This window comes from Sphingomonas adhaesiva, from assembly GCF_002374855.1.
GTDB classification, from domain to species: Bacteria; Pseudomonadota; Alphaproteobacteria; order Sphingomonadales; family Sphingomonadaceae; genus Sphingomonas; species Sphingomonas adhaesiva.
In genome coordinates, this window is record NZ_NWVC01000003.1 from 1 (window position 1) to 20,851 (window position 20,851).

Below are 20,851 nucleotides of genomic sequence, written 5' to 3' on the forward strand. Positions count from 1 at the left end.
ATCGCCAGGGTCGCCGGCGACTGGCCCGCCACCCGCTGGGACGAGCTGATGCCGTGGAACTGGGTGCCCCAGACAGATCAGCCAACAGCCCAAGCCGCATAAACTGCGGTCCTCACGCCACGCTTACGCCGCAACCGCAACTCCGCCAACAACGAACGCGGCTCGCCAGGAAAACTCCCCGTCTGCTTGCTGAAGCCCGAGGCGGTGTAGCGGCGGTCGAACAGGTTATCGACGCGCAGCATCAGTTCGGCCGGTCCCAGCGCCTTCGTGACCGACAGGTCGAAGATCGTGTATGCGGGCACGGCCTGGTTCGACAACGTCAGCCGGCGCGAGAGATGCTCCCCGCCGAAGCCCAGCGCCGTACCGATCGCGGGGATCTGATAGCGGGTCCAGAACCCCAGCTGATGGCGCGGCGCATTGGCGAAGCGATCGCCGACCGCGTTGGTGACCGACTGGCCCGCGACGGTCCCGGTGATCCGGGTATCGTTATAGGCGTAATTGGCCAGCAGCACCCAGTTCGGGGTGATATCGGTCGCCACATCCACCTCGACGCCCTTGCTGGTCACCTCGCCGATCGGGCGCAGCTGATCGACACCGTTCTGCGGCGGAAGCGTCGGATCGACCTGAAGGATGTTGCGGCGAACGATGCGATAGACCGCCGCATTCGCCTGGACCCGCCCGCCCAGCAGCACCGACTTGACCCCGCCTTCCACCTGGTTGCCGGTCACCGGGGCGAACGGGCCGCCGGCGCTGGTGTTCTGGCTGGCGGGGCTTTGCGGCTCGAAGCTGCCCGACCAGCTGGCGTACAGCGACACGCCCGGGCGCGGCTTGAGGATCGCACCGCCACGGAGGGTAACGCGGCCGTCGCCGTAGGATGACGTGGCGGTGGTCCGCCCGGCGGTGGCGGTGGTTACCGCGTCGTCGAACCGATCATATCGCACCCCGCCGACCAGCAACAGCGCATCGGTGATCGCGATCCGGTCCTGCAGGTAGGCGCCCCGGCGCGTCGTGCGGGTATCGGTGGTCGCGGTCGGCACACTTGCCGCCCGGGCGGCGTCGCGTGCGTCATCGCGATAGACCGGGTTGCGCAGGCTGAGCGGCGCGACGCCCGCGCGCAGGATGCGCGAATCGAGGATGCTGCGTTCGTCGTACCAGTCGGCACCCGCCTGGAACCGATGCTCCATCCCCGCCAGCCGCACCGTCGCGGTCGCGTTTGCCATGAACGAAAGGCCGTCGACGGCGCGGACCTGGTCGCGGAATTCGCGCGCGATCAGGTCGTCGCTGCCGGCGACAAAGCCGCGCGGTTCGTGATAGCCCTGCGTCTCGGTCGCGTCGAAATAGCGGACGCCCGCGTCGAACGTCACTGCGCTGCCGATGCCGGTCGCGTAGCGCGCCTGATAGGCCTGGGACGCGAGATGCAGGCGATCGCTCGGCTCGTTGGCGTTCCACCGGATATCGCCCAGGAAGTTGCCCGCATCGTCCACCGGCACCCCGCGCAGCCGGTTGCCGCGCAGCAGATTGTCGTAGACCGTCGCCTGCACGGTCAGCATCCCGTGATCGTTGGTGCGGAACGACACGCCGCCGTCCCCGATCAGCGAGGTGTTGCGCGTGTTGTAGCGGAACGGCGCCATCGCTTCGTAGAAGCCGCCCAGCCGGTAGGTGACGACGCCGTCGCGGTCGATCCGGCCGGTCGCCTCCGACGAAATCCCCGCGCGATCGTAGCTGCCGAGCGTCGCGACCGTACGCAGTGCGGCGGCCTCGCTGGGTGTCTTCGACACATAGTTGATGATGCCGCCCGGCGATCCGGGGCCGAAGAACAGCCCCGCCGGTCCCTTCAGCACCTCGACCCGGCTGATCGTGAACAGTTGCGGCACCGAAAAGCCGATGAAGGGATTGCCGCGCTGGCCGTCGTAGAAGGACTGGTCCTGCCGGAAGCCGCGAAAGGTGACGCCGGCGTAGCTGAACGCGCTGATGCCCGAAATGTCGCGATAGATGTCGGTCGCGTCGCGCGCGCCCTGATCGGCGAACAGCTCCGCATTGACCACCTGCAGCGCCTGCGGAATGTCGAGCGGACTTTCGGCGCTCTTGCCCACGGTGGTGGTGTCGACGCGGTAGAGCCGCTGCGCGCGCCCGGTCACGACGATGTCGTCGCCCGCATTGTCCGCCGCCTGCGCTGTCGCGGGCGCGCACGCCATCACCCCGGCCAATGCGGCCGTCACGCTCCACCGGTTCATCTGCGCCCCTTTAATGCTATCGCCTCGCAATAACTATCGCAGTCGATGGGTGCAAGTGCGAAGGTCCGGCAAACTCCTGCGACATTTGCGCGTTAGCGCGCTCGCCGCCGTCGTTGCGTGGACGCAGGCGAAGGAGACGTGCCGATGCGTTCGATCTGTTGGTTGCTGGCCGGGGTGGCGGGCCTTCCCGCTGCCGCCGTGGCGCAAGTCGGCGCGAGCGGTGCGGAGCAGACGCCGGGCACCGTGCCGCCCGCCGGCGCGGCCGCGGCGTCGCCCGACCCGGTGTCCGCGCCCGCCCCGACGCTCGCCGCGCAACCCACGCCGCGCACCGCGCCGCCGCCGGCGTCCGAGGAGGACGAGGAGGAGGGCGCGCCCGATATCGTCGTCACCGGGTCGCGCCGCCAACCCGGCGCGGTGATCGGCGATATCCCGCCCGAACAGCAATTGTCGCCCGCCGACATCCGCAGCTACGGCGTCGGATCGGTTACCGAACTGCTCGCCGAACTCACCCCGCAGACGACGTCCGGGCGCGGGGCCGGGGGCGGGCCGGTGATCCTGCTCAACGGGCGGCGCATCTCCGGCTTCCAGGAAATCCGCGACCTGCCGACCGAGGCGATTGCGCGCGTCGATATCCTGCCGGAAGAAGTGGCGCTCAAATACGGCTATCGCGCCGACCAGCGCGTGGTGAACTTCGTGCTGCGCCGCCGCTTCCGCGCGGTGACCGCGGAGTTGAACGGTCGCGCGGCGACCGAGGGCGGGCGCGAGCAGGGCGGGGCGGAGGCCGATATCGTCCGCATCCGCCGCGACGATCGCATCAACCTCCACCTCGAATACAATCGCGCCGGCGCGCTGAGCGAGGCGGAACGCGATATCCGCCAGCCCCCCGCCACCGCCGCGATCGCCGGCAATGTCGTGGGCGCGGGCGCGCTGGGGCCGGGGCTGGGCAATGTCGCCGGGGTGCCCGCGTCTGCGGCGAGCGCGGCGCCGGCGATCGGCGATTTCGCCGCCACCCCCAATACCACCGATCAGGGCGCGTACCGCACGCTGCTGGCGTCGTCGCGCAACGTCGCGGCGAACGGCACCTATGCCACCACCATCTTCGGCAATGTCGCCGCCAGCCTGAACGCGACCGTCGACCACACCCGCACCGTCGCCGATCGCGGGCTGGCGACGCTGTCGCTGCAGCTGCCGGTCGGCAATCCCTTCTCCCCCTTTTCGCAGCCGGTGACCGTGTCGCGCGCGTTCGACGGCATCGGCCCGCTGACGCAGGTCGTGGACACGACCAACCTGCACCTGGGCAGCACGCTGAACGGCGACAAGGGCCGCTGGCGCTGGTCGGTGACCGGCAGCGTCGATCGCGCCGACAGCGATACCGTGACGCAGGCGGGGCTGGACGGTGCCGCGTTCCAGGCGCGGCTGCTGGCGGGCGATGCCACCGCCAATCCCTATGCTCCCCTATCTTCCGGGCTGTCATTGGGGCGGTTGCCCGACAATGTCGGCCGCTCGCGATCGACCACCGCCGGGCTGGACGCGCTGGCGAGCGGGCCGGTGTTCGCGCTGCCCGCGGGCGATGCCAACACCAGCATCCGCATCGGCGCGTCGACCAGCGATTTCAGCAGCCGCTCGACCCGCGGCGGCGTCGCCAGTCCCCCGGGCGACGTCGCGCGCGATATCGGCAACATGCAGGTCAACCTGGACCTGCCGATCGCCAGCCGCAGCGCGGACGTGCTGGCGGGGATCGGCAACCTGTCGCTCAACGGCAATCTGGCGGCGGATCATCTGTCCGACTTCGGCACGCTGTGGACGATCGGCTATGGCGTCAACTGGTCGCCGATCGATGCGGTGCGGGTGATCGCCTCCGTCACCGATCAGGACGAGGCGCCCAGCGCACAGCAGCTCGGCAATCCGCTGGTGACCACGCCCGGGGTACGCGTGTTCGATTACGTGCGGGGCACGACGGCGACGGTGACGACCATCACCGGCGGCAACCGCGGGCTGGTCGCGGACAATCGCCACGCGCTGAAACTGGGGCTGAACCTGACCCCGTGGAAGCAGAAGGACATCAGCTTCCGCGCCGATTTCACGCGGCAGAGCACCGACGATCCGATCGCCGCCTTCCCCGCGGCGACGGCGGCGATCGCGCAGGCGTTTCCCGGGCGGTTCCAACGCGATGCGGCGGACAATCTGTTGCAGATCGATTCGCGTCCGATCAACTTCGCGCGCAGCGAGCAGTCGCAAATCCGCTATGGCGTGAACGTGTCGTTCCGGCTGAAATCGCAGCTGCAACGCCAGATCGAGGCCTATCGCGCGGGCACCGGGCCGAATCCGTTCGAGGGGCTGCGCCCGCCGGGTGGCTGGCGCGGCGGCGCGGACGGCAACGGGGGCGCGGCCGGCGCGCGGCCAGGTGGCGGGGCCGGGGCCGGGGCCGGGGCGGGCGGCGGCGATCGTCCGCGCGGCGGCTTCGGCGGCGGTGGGCGGTTCGGCGGCGGGGGCGGGCAGGCCGGCGGTCGGCTGCAATTCGCGCTCTACCACACCTGGCACCTGACCGATCGCGTGACGATCGCGGACGGCGGACCGGTGCTGAACCTGCTGGAGGGCGATGCGATCGGCAGCGCGGGCGGGCAGCCGCGGCACGAGCTGGAGGGGCAGGCCGGTTACGTCAACAACGGGCTGGGCGCGCGCCTGTCGGTCAACTTCCAGAGCGCGACGCGGGTCGCGGGCGGTACGGCCGCGGCGCCGCAGACGCTGAACTTCGGCAGCCTGGCGACCGCCAACCTGCGGCTGTTCGCCGATCTGGGCGGTCGGCTGGACTGGGTGAAGGCGCATCCGTGGATGCGCGGCACGCGCGTGACGGTGCAGGTCGACAACCTGTTCAACACCCGCCAGCGCGTCACCGACCAGACCGGGCAGGTGCCGATCGGCTTCCAGCCCGATTACCTCGATCCGCTGGGCCGCACCGTGCGGGTGGTGCTGCGCAAGCTATTCTTCTGACGGCGACGCCAGCCCGATCCGCGCCGCCAGCCATCGCGCCGCGGCCTCGGGCGTCTGCTTGTCCCGGTCGCGATCGACGCGGTAATTGGCCGCGCGCATCGCATCGACCGGGATGCGCCCGACCAGCGGCGCCAGCGCGGCGCGGAACCGCGCATCGTCGCGCCGCCGCGGCGCGATCAGCAGGATCGCGTCGTACCCGGGAATCGCCCCCTTCGGATCGCGCAGCACGGTCAACCCGTCCGCCGCGATCCGCCCGTCGGACGAAAAGGCGCTGATGACGTCCGCGCGCCCGCTTTCCAGCGCGCGGTACATGAACGTCGGGCTGTACGGCGTGGCGGAGGCGAAGCGCAGCGGATAGGCGCGGCGGATCGCCGCCCATTCGGCGCGATCGAGGAATTCCAGGTCCGCGCCCAGCGCCAGCCGCGGCGCGGCCGGTACCAGATCGTCCAGCGTCGCGATCCCGCGCGCGCGCGCATCGGCGCCGCGCATCGCAAAGGCATAGGCGTTCTCGAACCCCAGCGTCCCCAGCAGCGTGACGCCGTGCGTCGCGCGCGTCCATTCGGCGACGGCGCGCAATTGCTGCGCGCGCGGCACGACGTCCTGCCGCTTCATCTCCGCGCCCCAGATCGTGCCGGCATAATCGACATAGACGTCGATATCGCCCCCCGCGACCGCGCCGAACGCCACCGCCGATCCCAGCCCGTCGCGATAGCGGACGGTATAGCCCGCGCGCGTCAGCCGATCGCCGATCAGCCGCGCCAGGATATATTGTTCGGAGAAGTTCTTGGCGCCGACCACCACCGTCCGGTCGTGCCCGCCGCGCGGCCACAGCGGCACGCTGGCCAGCACCGTCGCCGCCAGCAACGCGCCGCCCGCCGCCGCGACCATGCCCCACCGCCGCCGCCCCGCGGCACGCTCCGCCAGTCCCAGCAGCGCATCGACTCCCAGCGCCAGCGCGGCGGAGGACACGCAGCCCGCGATCACCAGCGCCCAGGCCTGCGTCTGCAATCCGGCGAAGATCAGGTCGCCCAGGCTGGGTTGCCCGACCGTGGTCGACAGCGTCGCCGCGCCGATCGTCCACACCGCCGCGGTGCGCACCCCGGCCATCGCGATCGGCAGCACCAGCGGCGCTTCGACGCGCGCCAGCTTCTGCGCCGGCGTCATCCCGATCCCGTCCGCCGCCTCCAGCACCGCCGGGTCGAGCGCGGCGAAGCCGGTGACGAGGTTGCGGACGATCGGCAGCAGCGCATAGAGCGTCAGCGCCAGCAGCGCGGGCAGGAACCCCAAGGCGGGCACCCCGCCGCCGACCAGCGACGACACCCACAGCAGCACCGGATAGAAGAGCGCGAGCAGCGCTAGGCTGGGGATCGTCTGGATCAGGCTGGCCGCGCCCAGCACCACCCCCGCCAGCCGCGGCGCGCGCGCGGCGCGCACCCCCAGCGGCAGCGCGATCAGCAGCGCCAGCGCCAGCGCCGCCATCGCCAGCAGCAGATGCTGCGCGGCCAGCGCGGGGACACGGGCAAGCGCGTCGCTCATCGCGTCATCGCCGTCAGCCGCTCGGCCTGCGCGCGCGGCACCGCGACCAGCGCGTCGGCGGCCGCGCCCGCCTGTCCGGCCAGCATTGCGGCGGGGGCGGCGTCGGCGACGATCCGTCCGGCCTGCATCACCAGGACGCGCGTGGCGTTCAGCAGCGCCTCCGCCATGTCGTGCGTCACCATGATCGTGGTCAGCGACAGGTCCGCGTGCAGCCGGCGGATCGCACCCGCCAGCGCCTCGCGCGTGACGGGGTCGAGCGCGCCGAACGGCTCGTCCATCAACAACAGCCGCGCCTCGGCGGCCAGCGCGCGCGCCACGCCGACGCGCTGGCGCTGTCCGCCCGACAGTTCGGCGGGCATCCGCGTCGCAAAGGCGCGCGGCAGCTCGACCAGGTCCAGCATCGCGGCCACCCGCGCCGGATCGCGCCGCCCCGCCAGCACCAGCGGCATCGCGATATTGTCCCCCACCGAGAGGTGCGGGAACAGCCCGACATTCTGGAAGACATAGCCGATCCGCCGCCGCAGCCGCGCGGGCGGATCGTCCGCCACGTCGCGCCCGTCGATCGCGACGCGCCCCGCATCGGGCACGACCAGCCGGTTGACCGTCTTCAGCAGCGTCGACTTGCCCGACCCCGACGTGCCGACCAGCGCGACGAAGCTGCCGCCGGCGATGTCCAGCGTCACGCCGTCGACAGCCGCACCGTCGCCGTAACGCTTGATGACGCCGTCGAACGAGACGGTGGGGCCGGGCGATTGTTCTGGCATCGTCGCGCACGATGCGGGAAGGATGGGGCCGGCACAAGCCGCGCGAGCGGCGGGGGAGGGGATAAGGTGATGAAGGCGATCCTGATTACCGGCGGCGGATCGGGCATCGGTCGCGCGGTGGCGCTCCACTTTTCGGCGCAGGGCTGGCGCGTCGGGCTGGCGGATATCGACCAGCGCGCGCTGGCGGACACCGCCGCGATGCTGCCCGCGGATCGCACCTCGACGCATGTCATGGACGTGCGCGACCCGTCGGAATGGGAACATGTGCTGGCCGAATTCACCGCGCTGTCGGGCGGGCGGCTGGACGTGCTGTTCAACAACGCCGGCATCGCGGCCGGCGGCGCGTTCGGGGACATGGGGCTGGACGCGCTCGACCGCGTGATCGACATCAACTTCCGCGGCGTCGCCTATGGCGCGCGGCTCGCCTATCCGTATCTGAAGGCGACGCCGGGATCGTGCCTGCTCAACACCGCTTCCGCCTCCGCGATCTACGGCAGCGCCGGGCTGTCGGCCTATTCCGCCACGAAGTTCGCGGTGCGCGGACTGACGGAGGCGCTCGACGCCGAATGGTCGGTCGACGCGATCAAGGTGCGCGACCTGCTGCCCGGCTTCATCGACACCAACCTCTTGTCGATCGGCCTGGCCGGGACCAACCGCACCGCGCGCGAGGCGGTGGTCGAATCCGGGCTGGAATTCACGCCGGTCGAGGTCGTCGCGCAGGCGGCGTGGGATGCGGTCCACGGCGACAGGGTGCATTCGCCGGTCGGCAAGACCGCGCGCCGGCTGACCTTCGCGGCGCGCTGGATGCCGGGCCGGCTGCGCCGGATGATGCGCAGCCGCGTGCTGTTGGGGCGCTGATCTCCCTCAGCCGCCCAGGATCGAATCGATCGCCGTTGCCAATTCGACGTCCAGCGCCGACAGCCCGCCGGCGTCGTGCGTGGTCAGCAGGATTTCCACCCGGTTCCACACATTGGTCCATTCCGGATGGTGGTCGGCGCGTTCAGCCAGCAGCGCCACCTGCGTCATGAACCCGAACGCCTCCGCGAAATCGGTGAACACGATCGACCGGGTGATCGCGTCGCGCGCCTCGTCATAATCCCAGTCGGGTAGCGTATCGAGCGCGTCGGCGCGTTCGGCTTCGCTCAATTGTTCGATCGTGCGGGTCATGACGTGCCTCTGCGCTTGCGGCGGGTGATCGCCGAGCGGTATGGCCGGCGGCATGGACGGGCAAGAGGCAATGGGCGCGCCGCCCTCCGCTGACGCGATCGAGACGCAGGCGCGCGCGGTGATCGCGCGGCTGCCCGAGGCGTTCCGCGCGCATCTGGGCGATGTGGTGCTGGTGGTCGAGGAGGAGGCGGATGCCGAGACGCTGGACGCGCTGGGCATCGACCATCCGCTCGACCTGACCGGGCTGTACCACGGGCGCCCGGTCGGCGAGAAATCGGCGTTCGACAGCGGCGCGCTGCCCGATCGCATCCATCTGTACCGCCAGGCGATGCTGGCCGAATGGTGCGAGAGCGGCGTGCGGCTCGACGATCTGGTCGCGCATGTCACGATTCATGAAATCGGGCACCATTTCGGCCTGTCCGACGACGACATGCACGCGCTGGAAGCGGCGGTGGCGGATTGAGCGGCGCGGTCCGCGCCGTGGACGTGACGGTGGCGCGCGGCGGGCGCGTGCTGGTCGAGGGGATCGACCTGGCGGTCGCGCCGGGCGGCGCGGCGGTGGTCGCCGGCCCCAATGGCGTCGGCAAGTCGAGCCTGTTGCGCGTCCTGGCCGGGCTGCTGCGCCCCGCCGCCGGACATGTCGAGCGCGAGGGGACCGTGGCGTGGATGGGGGAGGCCGCCGCGCTTGACCCCGAACGCGCGCTGGCCGATGCGCTCGCCTTCTGGGCGGCGCAGGATGCGCGCGCCCTGCCGGACGTGCGCGTCGCCGCGGCGCTGGACGCGATGCTGCTGGGCGATCTGGCCGACGTGCCGGTACGCTTCCTGTCGACCGGGCAGCGGCGCCGCGCCGCGCTGGCGCGGGTGGTGGCGTCGGGCGCCGACGTGTGGCTGCTCGACGAACCGGCGAGCGGGCTGGACGCGGGCGCGGTGGAGCGGCTGGAACAGCTGATCGCCGGGCACCGCGCGACTGGCGGCGCGGTGGTGGTGGCCACGCACCAGCCGCTGGCGCTGCCCGATGCGGCGCAGGTGGCGCTGTGATGGGCGCATTGGTGTGGCGCGACGTGCGGCGCGGCTATGCCGGCGGCGGCGCGACGCTGGTGGTCGCGTTCTTCCTGCTGGTGACGGTATTGTTCCCGTTCGCGATCGGCCCCGATGCGGCGTTGCTGGCGCGGGTCGGCGGCGGGATCGTGTGGGCTGCGGCGCTGCTGGCGGCGCTGCTGCCGGTCGAGCGGCTGGTCGCCCCCGATCTGGAGGCGGGGGTGGTCGACCAGCTGGCGGTGCGCGGTGTGTCGCCGGTGACGATCGCGGCGGCCAAGACGCTGGCGCACTGGATCGCCTTCGCCCCGCCGCTGCTGCTGGCGACGATCCCGGCGGCGGCGCTGCTGAACCTGTCCGGCGACCGGCTGGCGCTGGTCGCCGCCGGGCTGGCGATCGGCACGCCGGGGCTGGCGGCGCTGGCGGTCACCACCGGCGCGCTGGTCGCGGGGCTGCGCGGCGCGGGCGCGGTGGCGGGCCTTGTCATGCTGCCGCTGGCAGTGCCGCTGCTGATCTTCGGCGCGGGCGCGATCGACGGCGGGGCGGGCGGGCTGAAGCTGCTGGCCGCGGTCAGCCTGCTGCTGACGGTCGGCGGGCCGATCGTCGCCGGCGCGGCGATCCGCATGGCGATGGAATAGCCGTCGAAACTATCGCGACCAGCGCGCCCAGATCGCGGTCGGCAGCGTCAGCCCGCGGGCTTCCTCGCGCACCGCCAGTTCGCCCGCCTCGACCGTGCCCGGCAGGTCCGCGAACGCCTGGCGCAGCATCTCGCCGATCGCCAGCGCGGACATGCGCACCGCATAGACGGTCAGGAACAGGTAGCGCGATTGCGCGTCCAGCAGTCGGCGGCAATCGGCTATCAGCGCGGGCAGATGCTCCTCCAGCCGCCAGATCTCGCCATCCGGGCCGCGCCCGTACTTGGGCGGATCGAGCAGGATGCCGTCGTAGCGCCGCCCGCGCCGCACCTCGCGCGCGACGAACTTGGCGGCATCGTCGACGATCCAGCGCACCGGCGCATCGGCCAGCCCCGACAGCGCCGCATTGCCGCGCGCCGCCTCGACCGATTTCTTGGAAGCGTCGACATGCACCATCTTCGCGCCGACCGCCGACATCGCCAGCGTGCCGACCCCGGTATAGCCAAACAGGTTCAGGCATTCGGCCGCGTCCGAGCCGTCCAGCCGCCCGCGCATCCACGACCATACCGGCGCCATGTCGGGGAAGAAGCCCAGGTGCCGGAACGGTGTGGTCTGCGCGGTGAAGCGCACGCGCGCGTCGCCTTCTACCCACGCCAGCGGCCAGCCGTCGCGCGGTACCGGTTCGCGGAACTGCCATTGCCCGCCGCCGTCCTCGTCGCTGCCGGGGACGAATTCGCCATGCGCCTGCCAGTCGGGCTTCGCGGGCGCCCACAGCGCCTGCGGTTCCGGGCGGATGAAGCGGAACCGGCCATAGCGTTCCAGCTTGCGGCCATGGCCCGAATCGACCAGCCCGTAATCGGCCCACGGCTCCCCGGTGAGCGTGACCAGCTGCATCAGCCGCGCGGCACCGCATGGGCCGCGACGTATCCCGACACCGCGTCATAGGTCGCGTCCAGCACCGTGAACCGCTCCTCGCGGTCGAACAGGTCGCCGACGCGCGCGGGCAGCGCGGGGCGCACGCCGGTGGCGCGTTCCACCGCGTCGCGGAACTTGGCGGGATGCGCGGTCGCCAGCGTCACCATCGGCACGCCCGGCGCGGTGTGGCGGCGCGCGGCGGCCAGACCGATCGCGGTGTGCGGGTCGATCACCTGCGCCGCGGTCTCGCACGCATGGCGCATCGCCAGCGCCATGTCGTCGGCATCGACGCGCTCACCCACGAACAGCCCGGCCGCGCCGTCGCGCTGCGCATTGGTCAGCTGCATCGCGCGCGTCGCCTCGAACCCCTTCATCTGCCCGGCCAGCGCCGCGCCATCGCGCCCGCCCAGGTCGAACAGCAGCCGTTCGAAATTGCTCGACACCTGGATATCCATCGACGGCGTCGCGGTCGCCACCACCTGCCGGCTGGAATAATCGCCGCTGGCCAGCGCGCGCGCCAAAATGTCGTTGACGTTGGTGGCCACCACCAGCCGGGCCACCGGCAGCCCCATCCTCGCCGCGACATAGCCGGCGAAGACGTCGCCGAAATTGCCGGTCGGCACGCTGAACGCCACGCTGCGTCCCGGCGCCCCCAGCCGCACCGCGGCGTAGAAATAATAGACCACCTGCGCCATCAGCCGCGCCCAGTTGATCGAATTGACCGCCGACAGCCGGAACCGCCTGGCGAAGGCGGCATCGTTGAACATCGCCTTCACCAGCGCCTGCGCGGTGTCGAAATCGCCGCGGATCGCGATATTGTGGACGTTGGGCGCGCCCACCGTGGTCATCTGCCGGCGCTGCACGTCGCTGACCCGGCCTTCGGGGTGGAGCATGAAGATGTCGACGCCGGCGCGCCCGGCGACCGCGTCGATCGCGGCCGATCCGGTATCGCCGCTGGTCGCGCCGATGATCGTCAGATGCTGGTCCGACCCCTTCAGGAAGCGTTCGAACAACTGCCCCAGCAATTGCAGCGCCACGTCCTTGAACGCCAGCGTCGGGCCGTGGAACAGTTCCAGCAGCCACTGGTCGTGGTCGATCTGCACCAGCGGGGTGATCGCGGCATGATCGAACCGGCCATAGGCGGCGGTGCACAGTTCGGTCAGTTCCTCGCGGGTCAGCGATCCTTCGACGAACGGCATCATCACCGCCACCGCGGTGTCGACATAGCTCAGCCCGGCCAGCGCCGCGATCGCGTCCGGCGACAGCGTCGGCCAGCGTTCGGGCACGTACAGCCCCCCGTCGGAGGCGAGGCCGGCGAGCGTGACGCCCGCGAAATCGAGCGAGGGGGCGGTCCCACGGGTACTGACGTAGCGCATGGAAGCAGGCGCCTACGTCCTTGGCCGCGCCCATGCAACGCCCGAAGCGCGCGGCGTGCGGGCGGCAAAGGTTGCGGCGGCGGGTGCCATGGGGTTAGCAAGCGCGGCATGGCGCTCATCGATCACTTCCTGTCGCGCGCGATCCGGCGTGGCCAGCTCACCCTCACCAAGCCCGATGGCAGCACCGCGACCTTCGGCACCCCCGATCCGGCGCTGGCGCCGGTGTCGTTCACGATCCACGATACCGGCGTCTATCGCGCGATCCTGGCCGATCCGTCGCTCGGTGTGGCGGAGGCGTTCATGGACGGCCGGCTGACCATTGAGCAGGGCGACATCATGGACCTGCTGATGCTGGCGACCGGCAATTCGCGCTGGGAGAACGGCGTCAACAACCTGGCGGCGAATCGCTGGCGCACGATCCGGGGGAAGATCCGCCACGCGCTGACCCGCAATCAGACGATCCGGTCGAAGCGCAACGTGGCGCACCACTACGATCTGTCGGACCGGTTGTACGATCTGTTCCTCGACGCCGACAAACAGTACAGCTGCGCCTATTACACCGATGCCGCGAACGACCTGGACACCGCGCAGGCCGACAAGAAGGCGCATATCCTCGCCAAGCTGGCGGTCGAGCCGGGGATGCGCGTGCTCGACATCGGCTGCGGCTGGGGCGGGATGGCGCTGTACATCCACGCCCATACGGGCGCCGAGGTGCTGGGCATCACCCTGTCGGAGGAACAGCTGAAGGTCGCACGCCGCCGCGCGCAGGAAGCGGGGGTGGCTGACAAGGTGCGGTTCGAGCTGATCGACTATCGCGATATGACCGGCACGTTCGACCGGATCGTGTCGGTCGGCATGTTCGAACATGTCGGCACCAAGAATTTCCGCACCTATCTGTCGAAATGCCGCGACCTGCTGACCCCGCAGGGCGTCATGCTGCTGCACACGATCGGGCGGGCGGACGGGCCGAACTTCACCGACAAGTTCACCGACAAGTACATCTTCCCCGGCGGCTATATCCCGTCGCTGTCGGAAATCCTGGAATCGAACGATTTCATCCGCTGGTTCGTCACCGATATCGAGGTGCTGCGGCTGCATTACGCGCTGACGCTGCGCGCCTGGTACGACCGGACCGTGGCGCAGAAGGACGCGATCGTCGCGCTGTACGACGAACGCTTCTACCGGATGTGGACCTTCTATCTGGCGGGGGCGGCGGCCAGCTTCACCAACGGGTCGCTCGTCAACTACCAGATCCAGTTCGCGCGCGACCGCACCACCCTTCCGCTGACGCGCGACTATATGGTCGAGGAGGAGCGTCGGCTGCGCGGATAGGCGACGCGGCGGGGATGGGTGTCACGCCGGACGATATGGAGGTTTCTCGCGAAACACCTTCGTCACCCCGGACGTGTTCCGGGGTCCACTGTGCCGCGAAATCAGGCGCTTGCCTGTGTGCGGAAACGTGGATGCCGGAACTAGTCCGGCATGACGGCATGGGTTTGGAAACGTCCCGCCTCCGCCGGGGTGACGGGTGTTCCGCGGTGACGGAGAGCAAGCCGCGGCGGGTCACTTCGCCGCGGGCGCGCCCTGGGCCATCGCCTTGGCGGCGGCGCGCGCCTTGGCGGCCTCGGACGCATCGACCTTGCCGTCGTGGTTGAGGTCGTAGGCGGAAAAGACGGTGCCCATCAGCGCCGCCGATTCGGCCTTGCTGACCTTGCCGTCCTTGTTCGCGTCGGCGCGCGCCATGAACAACGCGGCGACGCGCTTGGCGTGGACGGCGTCCAGCGTGCGCCCGCCCGCCATCTTCATGCGCATCATCCGCGCTTCCACCTCGGCCGGCGACAGGAACCCGTCCTTGTTGGTGTCGGACGCGGCGAATTCGGCGTCCAGCTTGGCGGTGGCGCCCGCGCGGGTTTCCTGCGCGAACGATACCGCGGTCAGCGCGGGGATGGACAGGAAGGCGACCAGCGCGGCGGCCAGCGTCGTGGGGGAAGCGGTCTTCATGCCGCGCGCTATCGCGCTGCGCGCTTGTACGCGGGCTGAACGGCCCCCCGTGCGCGGCTGCGCGGCCGGGGGGCCGTCCGCGGCGCCTCAGCGCGCCGCCAGCTCGCGCACCAGCGCGGGCGCGGGATAGACCTTCTCCAGCGCCTGCTGCACCGCCTGGGTGGAGACGACCACGGTGCGGTTCAGCACCGGGTCGTAGCCGAAATTGCCGCCCAGCGAGTGGATGTTGCCGTCGAACGCCGCGCCGATCACCGACCCGTCCTTCGCGATCACCGGCGATCCGGAATTGCCACCGATGATGTCGTTGGTGGTGACGAAATCGAACGTCGTGGCCATGTCCAGCCGCGCCTTGGCCGCGGCATAGCCCTTGGCCAGCACGAACGGCTCCTGCCCGGTCGCGCGCTCGTACAGGCCCGCCAGCGTCGTGCGGTACGGCACCTTCGCGCCGCGCTCCATCCAGCCATCGACCTTGCCGTAGCTGATGCGCAGCGTGAACGTGGCATCGGGATAATTGCCCGCGCCATAGGCCGCGAAGCGCGCGCGGGCGAGCTTGGCCTGCGCGGCGGTGACGGGGGCGTCGACCTTCTGCGCATAGGCGGTGCGCAGCGCGCGCGCGGCGGGATCGTTGCGCAGCACGAACTGGATCAGCGGATCCTTCGACGCGCGCACCGCGGCCATGCCGCCGTCGAACAGCGCCTTGCGGGCGGCCGGGTCGGCCAGCTTCGTGCCGGTGACCAGCCGGTCCGCCAGCTGCTCGGGCGAATCGCGGCCCAGCAGCGCCTTCACCTGCGGCGAATCGGCGCCCAGATATTCGCGCGTCTTCGACAGCCAGAACGACAGCGCGGTCTCCTCCAGCCACGGATAGGTCGGCGTGGCGTCGGTCAGCTGCTTGCCCAGCAGCGGCAGCGCCGAATCGGTATAGCCGGGCAGCCGCTCGGCATTGGGCTTCTCGCGCTCGGCGGCGGCGCGCACGATCGTGCGGGCATAGCCGTACAGCGTCGAGAACATCCCCGCGCGCTGTTCCAGGAAGAAGTGATCCAGCGCGATGTCGCGATAGGCGTCGGTCGCGCGGGCGATATCGCCCCACGGATCGCCCAGCCGCTTGCCCGCCTTCGCCTTCAGGTCGGCCTCGTTCGCCTTCAGCTTGCCCGCAAAGCCCGCATCGTCCAGCGCGCGCGCCTGTCCCCAATAGACCTTGTAGCTGTTCTCGATCCCGAACAGCGTGTCGGCCGCCTCGCGCCGGCGGTCCGGCGACTGCTCGCTCGCCGCGATCAGCCGGCCGCGCATCTCCGACAGCAACGTCGTCATCAGCGGCAGCGTGAACTGGCGCTGGAACGCCAGCTGGTCCTGCGTCAGCAGCCGCTGGGTGCGCCCCGGATTGCCGACGACGAACGTCGCCTCGCCCTCGATCGGCGCGCGCGGGTTCCACGTCAGGTGCTGCGGCGTCGCGGCGGGCTTGCCGTTTTCATAGGCGCGCAGGAACGAGGCATCGAGCGCGTAGCGCGGGAAGTTAAAATTGTCCGGGTCGCCGCCGAAGAACGCCGCGGCGAATTCCGGCGCCCATACCAGCCGCACGTCGGAATATTTGCGATACCGGTACAGCTTGTACTCGCCGCCGCCGTACAGCGTGACGACCTGGCAGCGCGTCGTCTCCTTGTCGGTGCACGCCTCCGCCTCGATCGTCGCGATCGCGGCGTCGCGCGCCTTGGTCAGCGCCTCGCCGGTCAGCGTGCCGATCGCCTTCATCACGCGCGGGGTGACGTCGGTGATCGCGGTGACCACCTCGGCCTGCTGGCCGGGGCATTTCAGCTCGCGCGCGCGGTCCGCCGCGACGAAGCCGTTGGCCAGATAGTCGGTGTCCTTCGACGACAGGTCCTGTGCGCATTGCGCGATGCAGTGATGGTTGGTCAGGATCAGCCCCTCGCCACTGACGAACGAGGCGGAACAGCCGCCGGTCAGCCGCACCGCGGCGGCCTGCGCGCGGTCCAGCCACGCCTTGTCGGGCGCCCAGCCGTAAGCGGCCTTCATGCGGGCGGCGGGAAAGGCATCGAACGTCCACATGCCTTCGTCGGCCAGCGCGGGCGACGCGGTCAGCACCGTCGCCAGCGAAACAGCGGTCAGCTTCTTCATCACAACCCCTAGGTAATTTTGTTGCGTCGGCTTGTGCGCCAACCCGCCCGCGTCGGCAAGATGGTTGCCCTTATGGGCGCGAGCGCGTAGCGGCCCGCGCGAAAGGAAGCTGCCTCATGACCGATCAGATCAAGCGTCCAACCGGCGAAGCCGGCATCAACCGGGTGGTTCTCGCCTATTCCGGGGGGCTGGACACCAGCGTGATCCTGAAATGGCTCCAGACCGAATATGGTTGCGAGGTGGTCACCTTCACCGCCGACCTGGGGCAGGGCGAGGAACTGGAACCCGCGCGCGCCAAGGCCGAGCTGATGGGGATCAAGCCCGAGCACATCTTCATCGACGACCTGCGCGAGGAATTCGTGAAGGATTACGTCTTCCCGATGATGCGTGCGAACGCGCTGTACGAGGGGCTGTACCTGCTCGGCACCTCGATCGCGCGCCCGCTGATCGCGAAGCGGCAGATCGAGATCGCGAAGCTGGTCGGCGCCGACGCGGTCAGCCATGGCGCGACCGGCAAGGGCAACGATCAGGTCCGCTTCGAACTGGGCTATTATGCGCTCAACCCGGATATCAAGGTGATCGCGCCGTGGCGCGAATGGGACCTGACCAGCCGCACGAAGCTGATCGAATTCGCCGAATCGCACCAGATCCCGGTGTCGAAGGACAAGCGCGGCGAGGCGCCATTCTCCACCGACGCCAACCTGCTGCACACCTCGTCCGAGGGCAAGGTGCTGGAGGATCCGTGGGACGAGGTGCCCGACTATGTCTATTCGCGCACCGTCAACCCGGAGGACGCGCCCGACCAGCCCGAGGTCATCACGATCGATTTCGAGCGTGGCGACGGCGTGGCGCTGAACGGCGAGGCGTGCTCGCCCGCGACGCTGCTGGCCAAGCTCAACGATCTGGGCCGCAAGCACGGCATCGGCCGCCTCGACCTGGTCGAGAACCGTTTCGTCGGTATGAAGAGCCGCGGCATGTACGAAACGCCCGGCGGCACCATCTACGCCCTGGCGCACCGGGGCATCGAGCAGATCACGCTCGATCGCGGCGCCGCGCATCTGAAGGACGAACTGGCGCCGCGCTATGCCGAGCTGGTCTATAACGGCTTCTGGTTCTCGCCCGAGCGCGAGATGCTGCAGGCGGCGGTCGACCACAGCCAGGAAAAGGTGACGGGCACCGTCCGGCTGAAGCTGTACAAGGGCAACGTCATCGTTACCGGCCGCAAGTCGCCGCACTCGCTCTATTCGGAAAAGGTCGTGACGTTCGAGGACGACCAGGGCGCCTACGACCAGCGCGACGCGGCCGGCTTCATCAAGCTGAACGCGCTGCGCCTGCGCCTGCTGGGGCGGCGCGACCGGTAAGTACGGGCGTCACGGCGGCGAGGGCTACCCTGCCGTCATGCCGGACGTGTTCCGGCATCCACCGTGCCGCGCACCATGGGCGTCGATCGTGCGGAACGGTGGACCCCGGAACAGGTCCGGGGTGACGGCCCGTGCGGGGCGCGGGGCGCGACATTCGCGCCCCCGCCCCGCGCCCCCGCTACTTCCCCCGCTTCGCGGGCACCGTCACCCGCACCATGTCGCCGGGCGCGTCGTGCAGCTTCAGGAATAGCGCGCCGTTGGCGGGGTGCGGCACCTCCAGCTTCTCGCCGACGAAGCCCAGCGGCACCGCCTGCGCCCTGGCCGGATCGGCCTCCGTCGCGACGCCCGCGATCAGGAACAATTGCTCGCCGGTCAGCGTGCACGCGCCGGTCGCCGTGGGACAGGTGACACCGGTGACGCGCGGCAGGCGGACGACCCGCGCCAGCGGCTGCCATTCGCCGGCCAGGTCGCCCTGCACCAGCCGCATCTTGATCGCGCCGACCGCGCCCGCGCCCAGCAGCGCGCGCGGTGACAGCGTCGCCACCGCCACGTCGCCGCCCAGCAGCTGCAACCCGCCGCCCGCGACGGTCAGCTTCGCGCTCGCGCTGTCGTCCGCCGTCGCCACCTCGATCGCGTCCGCCGCGCTCAGCCGGGTGTTCACCGCGCGCGCCGAAAAGGTCAGCCGCGCATCCTGCGACAGCACGTTGTCGGGCAGGGTGAGCGGCAGCGCCACGTCGCCGGCCGCCGGGGCGGGGGGATCGACGTTGCGGCTGATCAGCTCCACGCGCGGGCGCGGCGGGGTGATCGTCGCGCGGACATTGGTGGTGCGCCCGTCCGCCAGCGTCACCTTGGCGTCCGATATGCCCAGCGCCACCGTCTCGGTCGCGCCGTCGGTGGTCAGCACCATGCGGTCGCCGCCGCCGGGGTCGCGCGTCAGCGGCCCGGGGGTGAAGGTCAGCCCCGCGACCTCCAGCTTCGCCACCTGGTCCAGCCGCGCGCCGACCAGCCGCCCGTCCTTGTCGCCGGTGTAGAGCGTGAACCCCTCCAGCCGGCTCGCCTCGCTCTGCCCCTTCAGCGTCAGTGCGGCGGGCGCGGCGTCGCCATATTGCGACACCAGCAGCGTCAGTTCGCCCGCGCGGGTGCGCGCCAGCGGCAGCGTGGCGGTGATCTCGTCCGCGCCGCTCGCCTTCCACGCCACCGCCTTCACCGCGCCGGCGCGGTCGCGCAGCGACACCTGCTCGACGCACGATGCCGCGCCGCCCTGCAGCGTCAGCGGCGTGTCGCGCCCCACCACCACCGCATTGTCGGGCTTCGGCGCCCAGGCGGTCGGCGCACCGTTCTGGAGCAGGAAGCGCGGGCCGGTGAACGTGTCGAACCCCCAGCGCCCGGTCAGCACCGCCTCGCCGATCGTCTGCTGCCCCAGCCGCGCGCTATCCAGCGCGACGACCAGCCCGCCGCGCGCGGCGTCGGCGGTGACCGGCATGTCCATCGTCTTGCCGTCCGCCAGCGTCAGCCGCAGCGACAGGTCGCGCGCATAATCGGTGGCGAACACCAGCGGCGCATCCTCCAGCGGCAGCACCTGTCCGGGCCGCACGAGGCACAGCGGCGCCTTGCTGCCCGCGCGCAGCGTCGGCGGCGCGCCCGCGCCGATCGCGGGCAGCGGGACGACCAGCACCGACTTGGGGTTCTGGAACGACGGCGGGTTGTTGAGCTGCAACCGCATCCGGTCGCCGTGGCTGACCGCCAGCGTGGGGGCATATTGGTAATTGGCGCTGCGGAACACGCCGAACAGCCGCGCGAAATCGCGCGCCAGCGAGATGTACGGGCTGTACAGCCCCGCGCCCGCTTCCTTGGTGGCGGCCAGGCTGTAGGCGAATTGGGTGGTTGTGCCGCCGATCGTCTCGGCCAGCGACGCGCCGCCGCCGGTCTGCAGCACCATCCCCTCGCGGTTCTGCGTCAGGCAGGCGGCCTGCAACGCGCGCGGGCGCGACAGGCAATTGGCGTCCAGCCGGATCGCCAGCGATCCCGCCAGCGCGGTCGACACCGGCTCCAGCCGCTCGGCCGATGCCTCCTCGGCGCGGGCGATGCCGGCGACGAAGGCGTCGAGCCGCGCACGGTCCAGCGACGCCTGGAACAGGTCCTGCGCCGCGCGCACGAACACGCCGGGCCGCCCGCGCACCGCCTGCACCACCGCACCGTAATCGCCGCCCGTTTCGGGGGCGAGCAGCGCGATCGCCTGTTCCGCGCCCTCCGGCACGGTGGCGGTGATCGTCCCCTTCTTCGGCACCCAGGTGTCGGCGCGGAAGAACCAGTTCTTGGGCGGCGGATTGGTCGCCCCGCGCAGGAAGGCGAGGACGAGGACGTAGCGCGCCGCCTGGTCGGCGGGCAGGTCGGCCTTCAGCACCAGCCTGTCGCCCGCGCGCAGGCCCGGCACCTGCCCGATCGGCAGCGTGGCATCGCCGCGCGTCACCGTCATGGTCAGCGGCGGTCCGGCCAGGTCGAAGCTGTTGCTCGCCTGTTGCGCACGCACCGCCGCCGGGATCGCACCGGCAAGGAAGGTCGCGGCCAGCGCCGCCGTGGTCAGCCCGTGTCGCATCGCCCGCATGTCCGCCCCTATAGAACAGCCGCGCGCCCGCTGGCCACCGTCGGCGGGGCGGGCGGCGTTAACGGTCCGTCAACCATCCTGCGGCATGTCCGGCGACGAAC

General features: G+C 70.8%; 16 protein-coding genes. 7 read left to right on the plus strand and 9 right to left on the minus strand.

Annotated elements, in window-relative coordinates; translation table 11 throughout:
• Window positions 1-77: 77 nt before the first annotated feature.
• Window positions 78-2,234, minus strand: coding sequence for a TonB-dependent siderophore receptor (locus COA07_RS07455; protein ID WP_096640733.1), 2,157 nt, complete (start codon window positions 2,232-2,234; stop codon window positions 78-80).
• A gap of 144 nt (window positions 2,235-2,378) precedes the next feature.
• Here COA07_RS07455 and COA07_RS07460 point away from each other — a divergent pair, with 144 nt between their 5' ends.
• The gene (locus COA07_RS07460; RefSeq protein WP_096640735.1) at window positions 2,379-5,225 is read left to right on the plus strand and encodes a TonB-dependent receptor; all 2,847 of its coding nucleotides are present in this window, start codon (window positions 2,379-2,381) and stop codon (window positions 5,223-5,225) included.
• On the opposite strand, the gene COA07_RS07465 is transcribed toward COA07_RS07460, so the two are convergent.
• Together COA07_RS07465 and COA07_RS07470 are read right to left on the minus strand one after the other, a co-directional pair.
• Entirely contained in the window at window positions 5,214-6,761 is a 1,548-nt protein-coding gene (locus COA07_RS07465) for an ABC transporter permease/substrate-binding protein (protein ID WP_096640737.1), read from the minus strand. The genes COA07_RS07460 and COA07_RS07465 overlap by 12 nt on opposite strands.
• Window positions 6,758-7,525 carry an ATP-binding cassette domain-containing protein gene (locus COA07_RS07470; protein WP_096640739.1) on the minus strand — a complete coding sequence of 256 codons (768 nt, stop codon included), beginning with the start codon at window positions 7,523-7,525 and terminating at the stop codon, window positions 6,758-6,760. The genes COA07_RS07465 and COA07_RS07470 overlap by 4 nt, the downstream gene beginning before the upstream one ends.
• Before the next feature lie 69 nt (window positions 7,526-7,594).
• Here COA07_RS07470 and COA07_RS07475 point away from each other — a divergent pair, with 69 nt between their 5' ends.
• Complete coding sequence (locus tag COA07_RS07475) at window positions 7,595-8,383, plus strand: SDR family oxidoreductase (protein WP_066713408.1); 789 nt, start codon at window positions 7,595-7,597, stop codon at window positions 8,381-8,383.
• A 6-nt stretch (window positions 8,384-8,389) separates the two neighbouring features.
• On the opposite strand, the gene COA07_RS07480 is transcribed toward COA07_RS07475, so the two are convergent.
• Window positions 8,390-8,692, minus strand: coding sequence for a 4a-hydroxytetrahydrobiopterin dehydratase (locus COA07_RS07480; protein ID WP_066486435.1), 303 nt, complete (start codon window positions 8,690-8,692; stop codon window positions 8,390-8,392).
• Between the two features lie 52 nt (window positions 8,693-8,744).
• Here COA07_RS07480 and COA07_RS07485 point away from each other — a divergent pair, with 52 nt between their 5' ends.
• Genes COA07_RS07485 through COA07_RS07495 form a run of 3 tightly spaced genes read left to right on the plus strand, consistent with a single transcriptional unit; the run spans window position 8,745 to window position 10,365 of the window.
• Entirely contained in the window at window positions 8,745-9,155 is a 411-nt protein-coding gene (locus COA07_RS07485) for a metallopeptidase family protein (RefSeq protein WP_245842061.1), read from the plus strand.
• Window positions 9,152-9,730: a heme ABC exporter ATP-binding protein CcmA gene (gene ccmA / locus COA07_RS07490; RefSeq protein WP_096640741.1), complete on the plus strand. Its 579-nt coding sequence runs from the start codon at window positions 9,152-9,154 to the stop codon at window positions 9,728-9,730. Before COA07_RS07485 ends, ccmA begins: the two co-directional genes overlap by 4 nt.
• Window positions 9,730-10,365 (plus strand): heme exporter protein CcmB, encoded by a 636-nt coding sequence (locus tag COA07_RS07495; RefSeq protein WP_096640743.1) that lies wholly within the window; start codon window positions 9,730-9,732, stop codon window positions 10,363-10,365. Before ccmA ends, COA07_RS07495 begins: the two co-directional genes overlap by 1 nt.
• Before the next feature lie 9 nt (window positions 10,366-10,374).
• On the opposite strand, the gene COA07_RS07500 is transcribed toward COA07_RS07495, so the two are convergent.
• Both COA07_RS07500 and thrC read right to left on the minus strand, forming a co-directional pair.
• The gene (locus COA07_RS07500) at window positions 10,375-11,256 is read right to left on the minus strand and encodes an RsmD family RNA methyltransferase (protein WP_066712596.1); all 882 of its coding nucleotides are present in this window, start codon (window positions 11,254-11,256) and stop codon (window positions 10,375-10,377) included.
• Entirely contained in the window at window positions 11,256-12,653 is a 1,398-nt protein-coding gene (thrC, locus tag COA07_RS07505; RefSeq protein WP_066712593.1) for a threonine synthase, read from the minus strand. Before thrC ends, COA07_RS07500 begins: the two co-directional genes overlap by 1 nt.
• Window positions 12,654-12,761: 108 nt before the next feature.
• On the opposite strand from thrC, the gene COA07_RS07510 reads away from it, so the two are divergent.
• Window positions 12,762-13,985: an SAM-dependent methyltransferase gene (locus COA07_RS07510; protein WP_066712590.1), complete on the plus strand. Its 1,224-nt coding sequence runs from the start codon at window positions 12,762-12,764 to the stop codon at window positions 13,983-13,985.
• 231 nt (window positions 13,986-14,216) lie between these two features.
• On the opposite strand, the gene COA07_RS07515 is transcribed toward COA07_RS07510, so the two are convergent.
• Window positions 14,217-14,654: an EF-hand domain-containing protein gene (locus COA07_RS07515; RefSeq protein ID WP_066712588.1), complete on the minus strand. Its 438-nt coding sequence runs from the start codon at window positions 14,652-14,654 to the stop codon at window positions 14,217-14,219.
• Window positions 14,655-14,741: 87 nt separating this feature from the next.
• Window positions 14,742-16,784, minus strand: coding sequence for a S46 family peptidase (locus COA07_RS07520; protein ID WP_066711563.1), 2,043 nt, complete (start codon window positions 16,782-16,784; stop codon window positions 14,742-14,744).
• A gap of 116 nt (window positions 16,785-16,900) precedes the next feature.
• Between COA07_RS07520 and COA07_RS07525 the strand changes: the two genes are divergently transcribed.
• Complete coding sequence (locus COA07_RS07525; RefSeq protein ID WP_066711562.1) at window positions 16,901-18,145, plus strand: argininosuccinate synthase; 1,245 nt, start codon at window positions 16,901-16,903, stop codon at window positions 18,143-18,145.
• 178 nt (window positions 18,146-18,323) lie between these two features.
• Here COA07_RS07525 and COA07_RS07530 read toward each other — a convergent pair whose 3' ends face one another.
• Window positions 18,324-20,750 carry a hypothetical protein gene (locus COA07_RS07530; RefSeq protein WP_245842062.1) on the minus strand — a complete coding sequence of 809 codons (2,427 nt, stop codon included), beginning with the start codon at window positions 20,748-20,750 and terminating at the stop codon, window positions 18,324-18,326.
• Between the last annotated feature and the right edge of the window lie 101 nt (window positions 20,751-20,851).

Excerpts from the sequence above, each read along its gene's own strand:
- COA07_RS07455 (WP_096640733.1), bottom strand. The coding sequence starts at position 2,234 with ATGAACCGGTGGAGCGTGACGGCCGCATTGGCCGGGGTGATGGCGTGC.
- COA07_RS07460 (WP_096640735.1), top strand. The coding sequence starts at position 2,379 with ATGCGTTCGATCTGTTGGTTGCTGGCCGGGGTGGCGGGCCTTCCCGCT.
- COA07_RS07465 (WP_096640737.1), bottom strand. The coding sequence starts at position 6,761 with ATGAGCGACGCGCTTGCCCGTGTCCCCGCGCTGGCCGCGCAGCATCTG.
- COA07_RS07470 (WP_096640739.1), bottom strand. The coding sequence starts at position 7,525 with ATGCCAGAACAATCGCCCGGCCCCACCGTCTCGTTCGACGGCGTCATC.
- COA07_RS07475 (WP_066713408.1), top strand. The coding sequence starts at position 7,595 with ATGAAGGCGATCCTGATTACCGGCGGCGGATCGGGCATCGGTCGCGCG.
- COA07_RS07480 (WP_066486435.1), bottom strand. The coding sequence starts at position 8,692 with ATGACCCGCACGATCGAACAATTGAGCGAAGCCGAACGCGCCGACGCG.
- COA07_RS07485 (WP_245842061.1), top strand. The coding sequence starts at position 8,745 with ATGGACGGGCAAGAGGCAATGGGCGCGCCGCCCTCCGCTGACGCGATC.
- COA07_RS07495 (WP_096640743.1), top strand. The coding sequence starts at position 9,730 with ATGGGCGCATTGGTGTGGCGCGACGTGCGGCGCGGCTATGCCGGCGGC.
- COA07_RS07500 (WP_066712596.1), bottom strand. The coding sequence starts at position 11,256 with ATGCAGCTGGTCACGCTCACCGGGGAGCCGTGGGCCGATTACGGGCTG.
- thrC (WP_066712593.1), bottom strand. The coding sequence starts at position 12,653 with ATGCGCTACGTCAGTACCCGTGGGACCGCCCCCTCGCTCGATTTCGCG.
- COA07_RS07510 (WP_066712590.1), top strand. The coding sequence starts at position 12,762 with ATGGCGCTCATCGATCACTTCCTGTCGCGCGCGATCCGGCGTGGCCAG.
- COA07_RS07515 (WP_066712588.1), bottom strand. The coding sequence starts at position 14,654 with ATGAAGACCGCTTCCCCCACGACGCTGGCCGCCGCGCTGGTCGCCTTC.
- COA07_RS07520 (WP_066711563.1), bottom strand. The coding sequence starts at position 16,784 with ATGAAGAAGCTGACCGCTGTTTCGCTGGCGACGGTGCTGACCGCGTCG.
- COA07_RS07525 (WP_066711562.1), top strand. The coding sequence starts at position 16,901 with ATGACCGATCAGATCAAGCGTCCAACCGGCGAAGCCGGCATCAACCGG.
- COA07_RS07530 (WP_245842062.1), bottom strand. The coding sequence starts at position 20,750 with ATGCGGGCGATGCGACACGGGCTGACCACGGCGGCGCTGGCCGCGACC.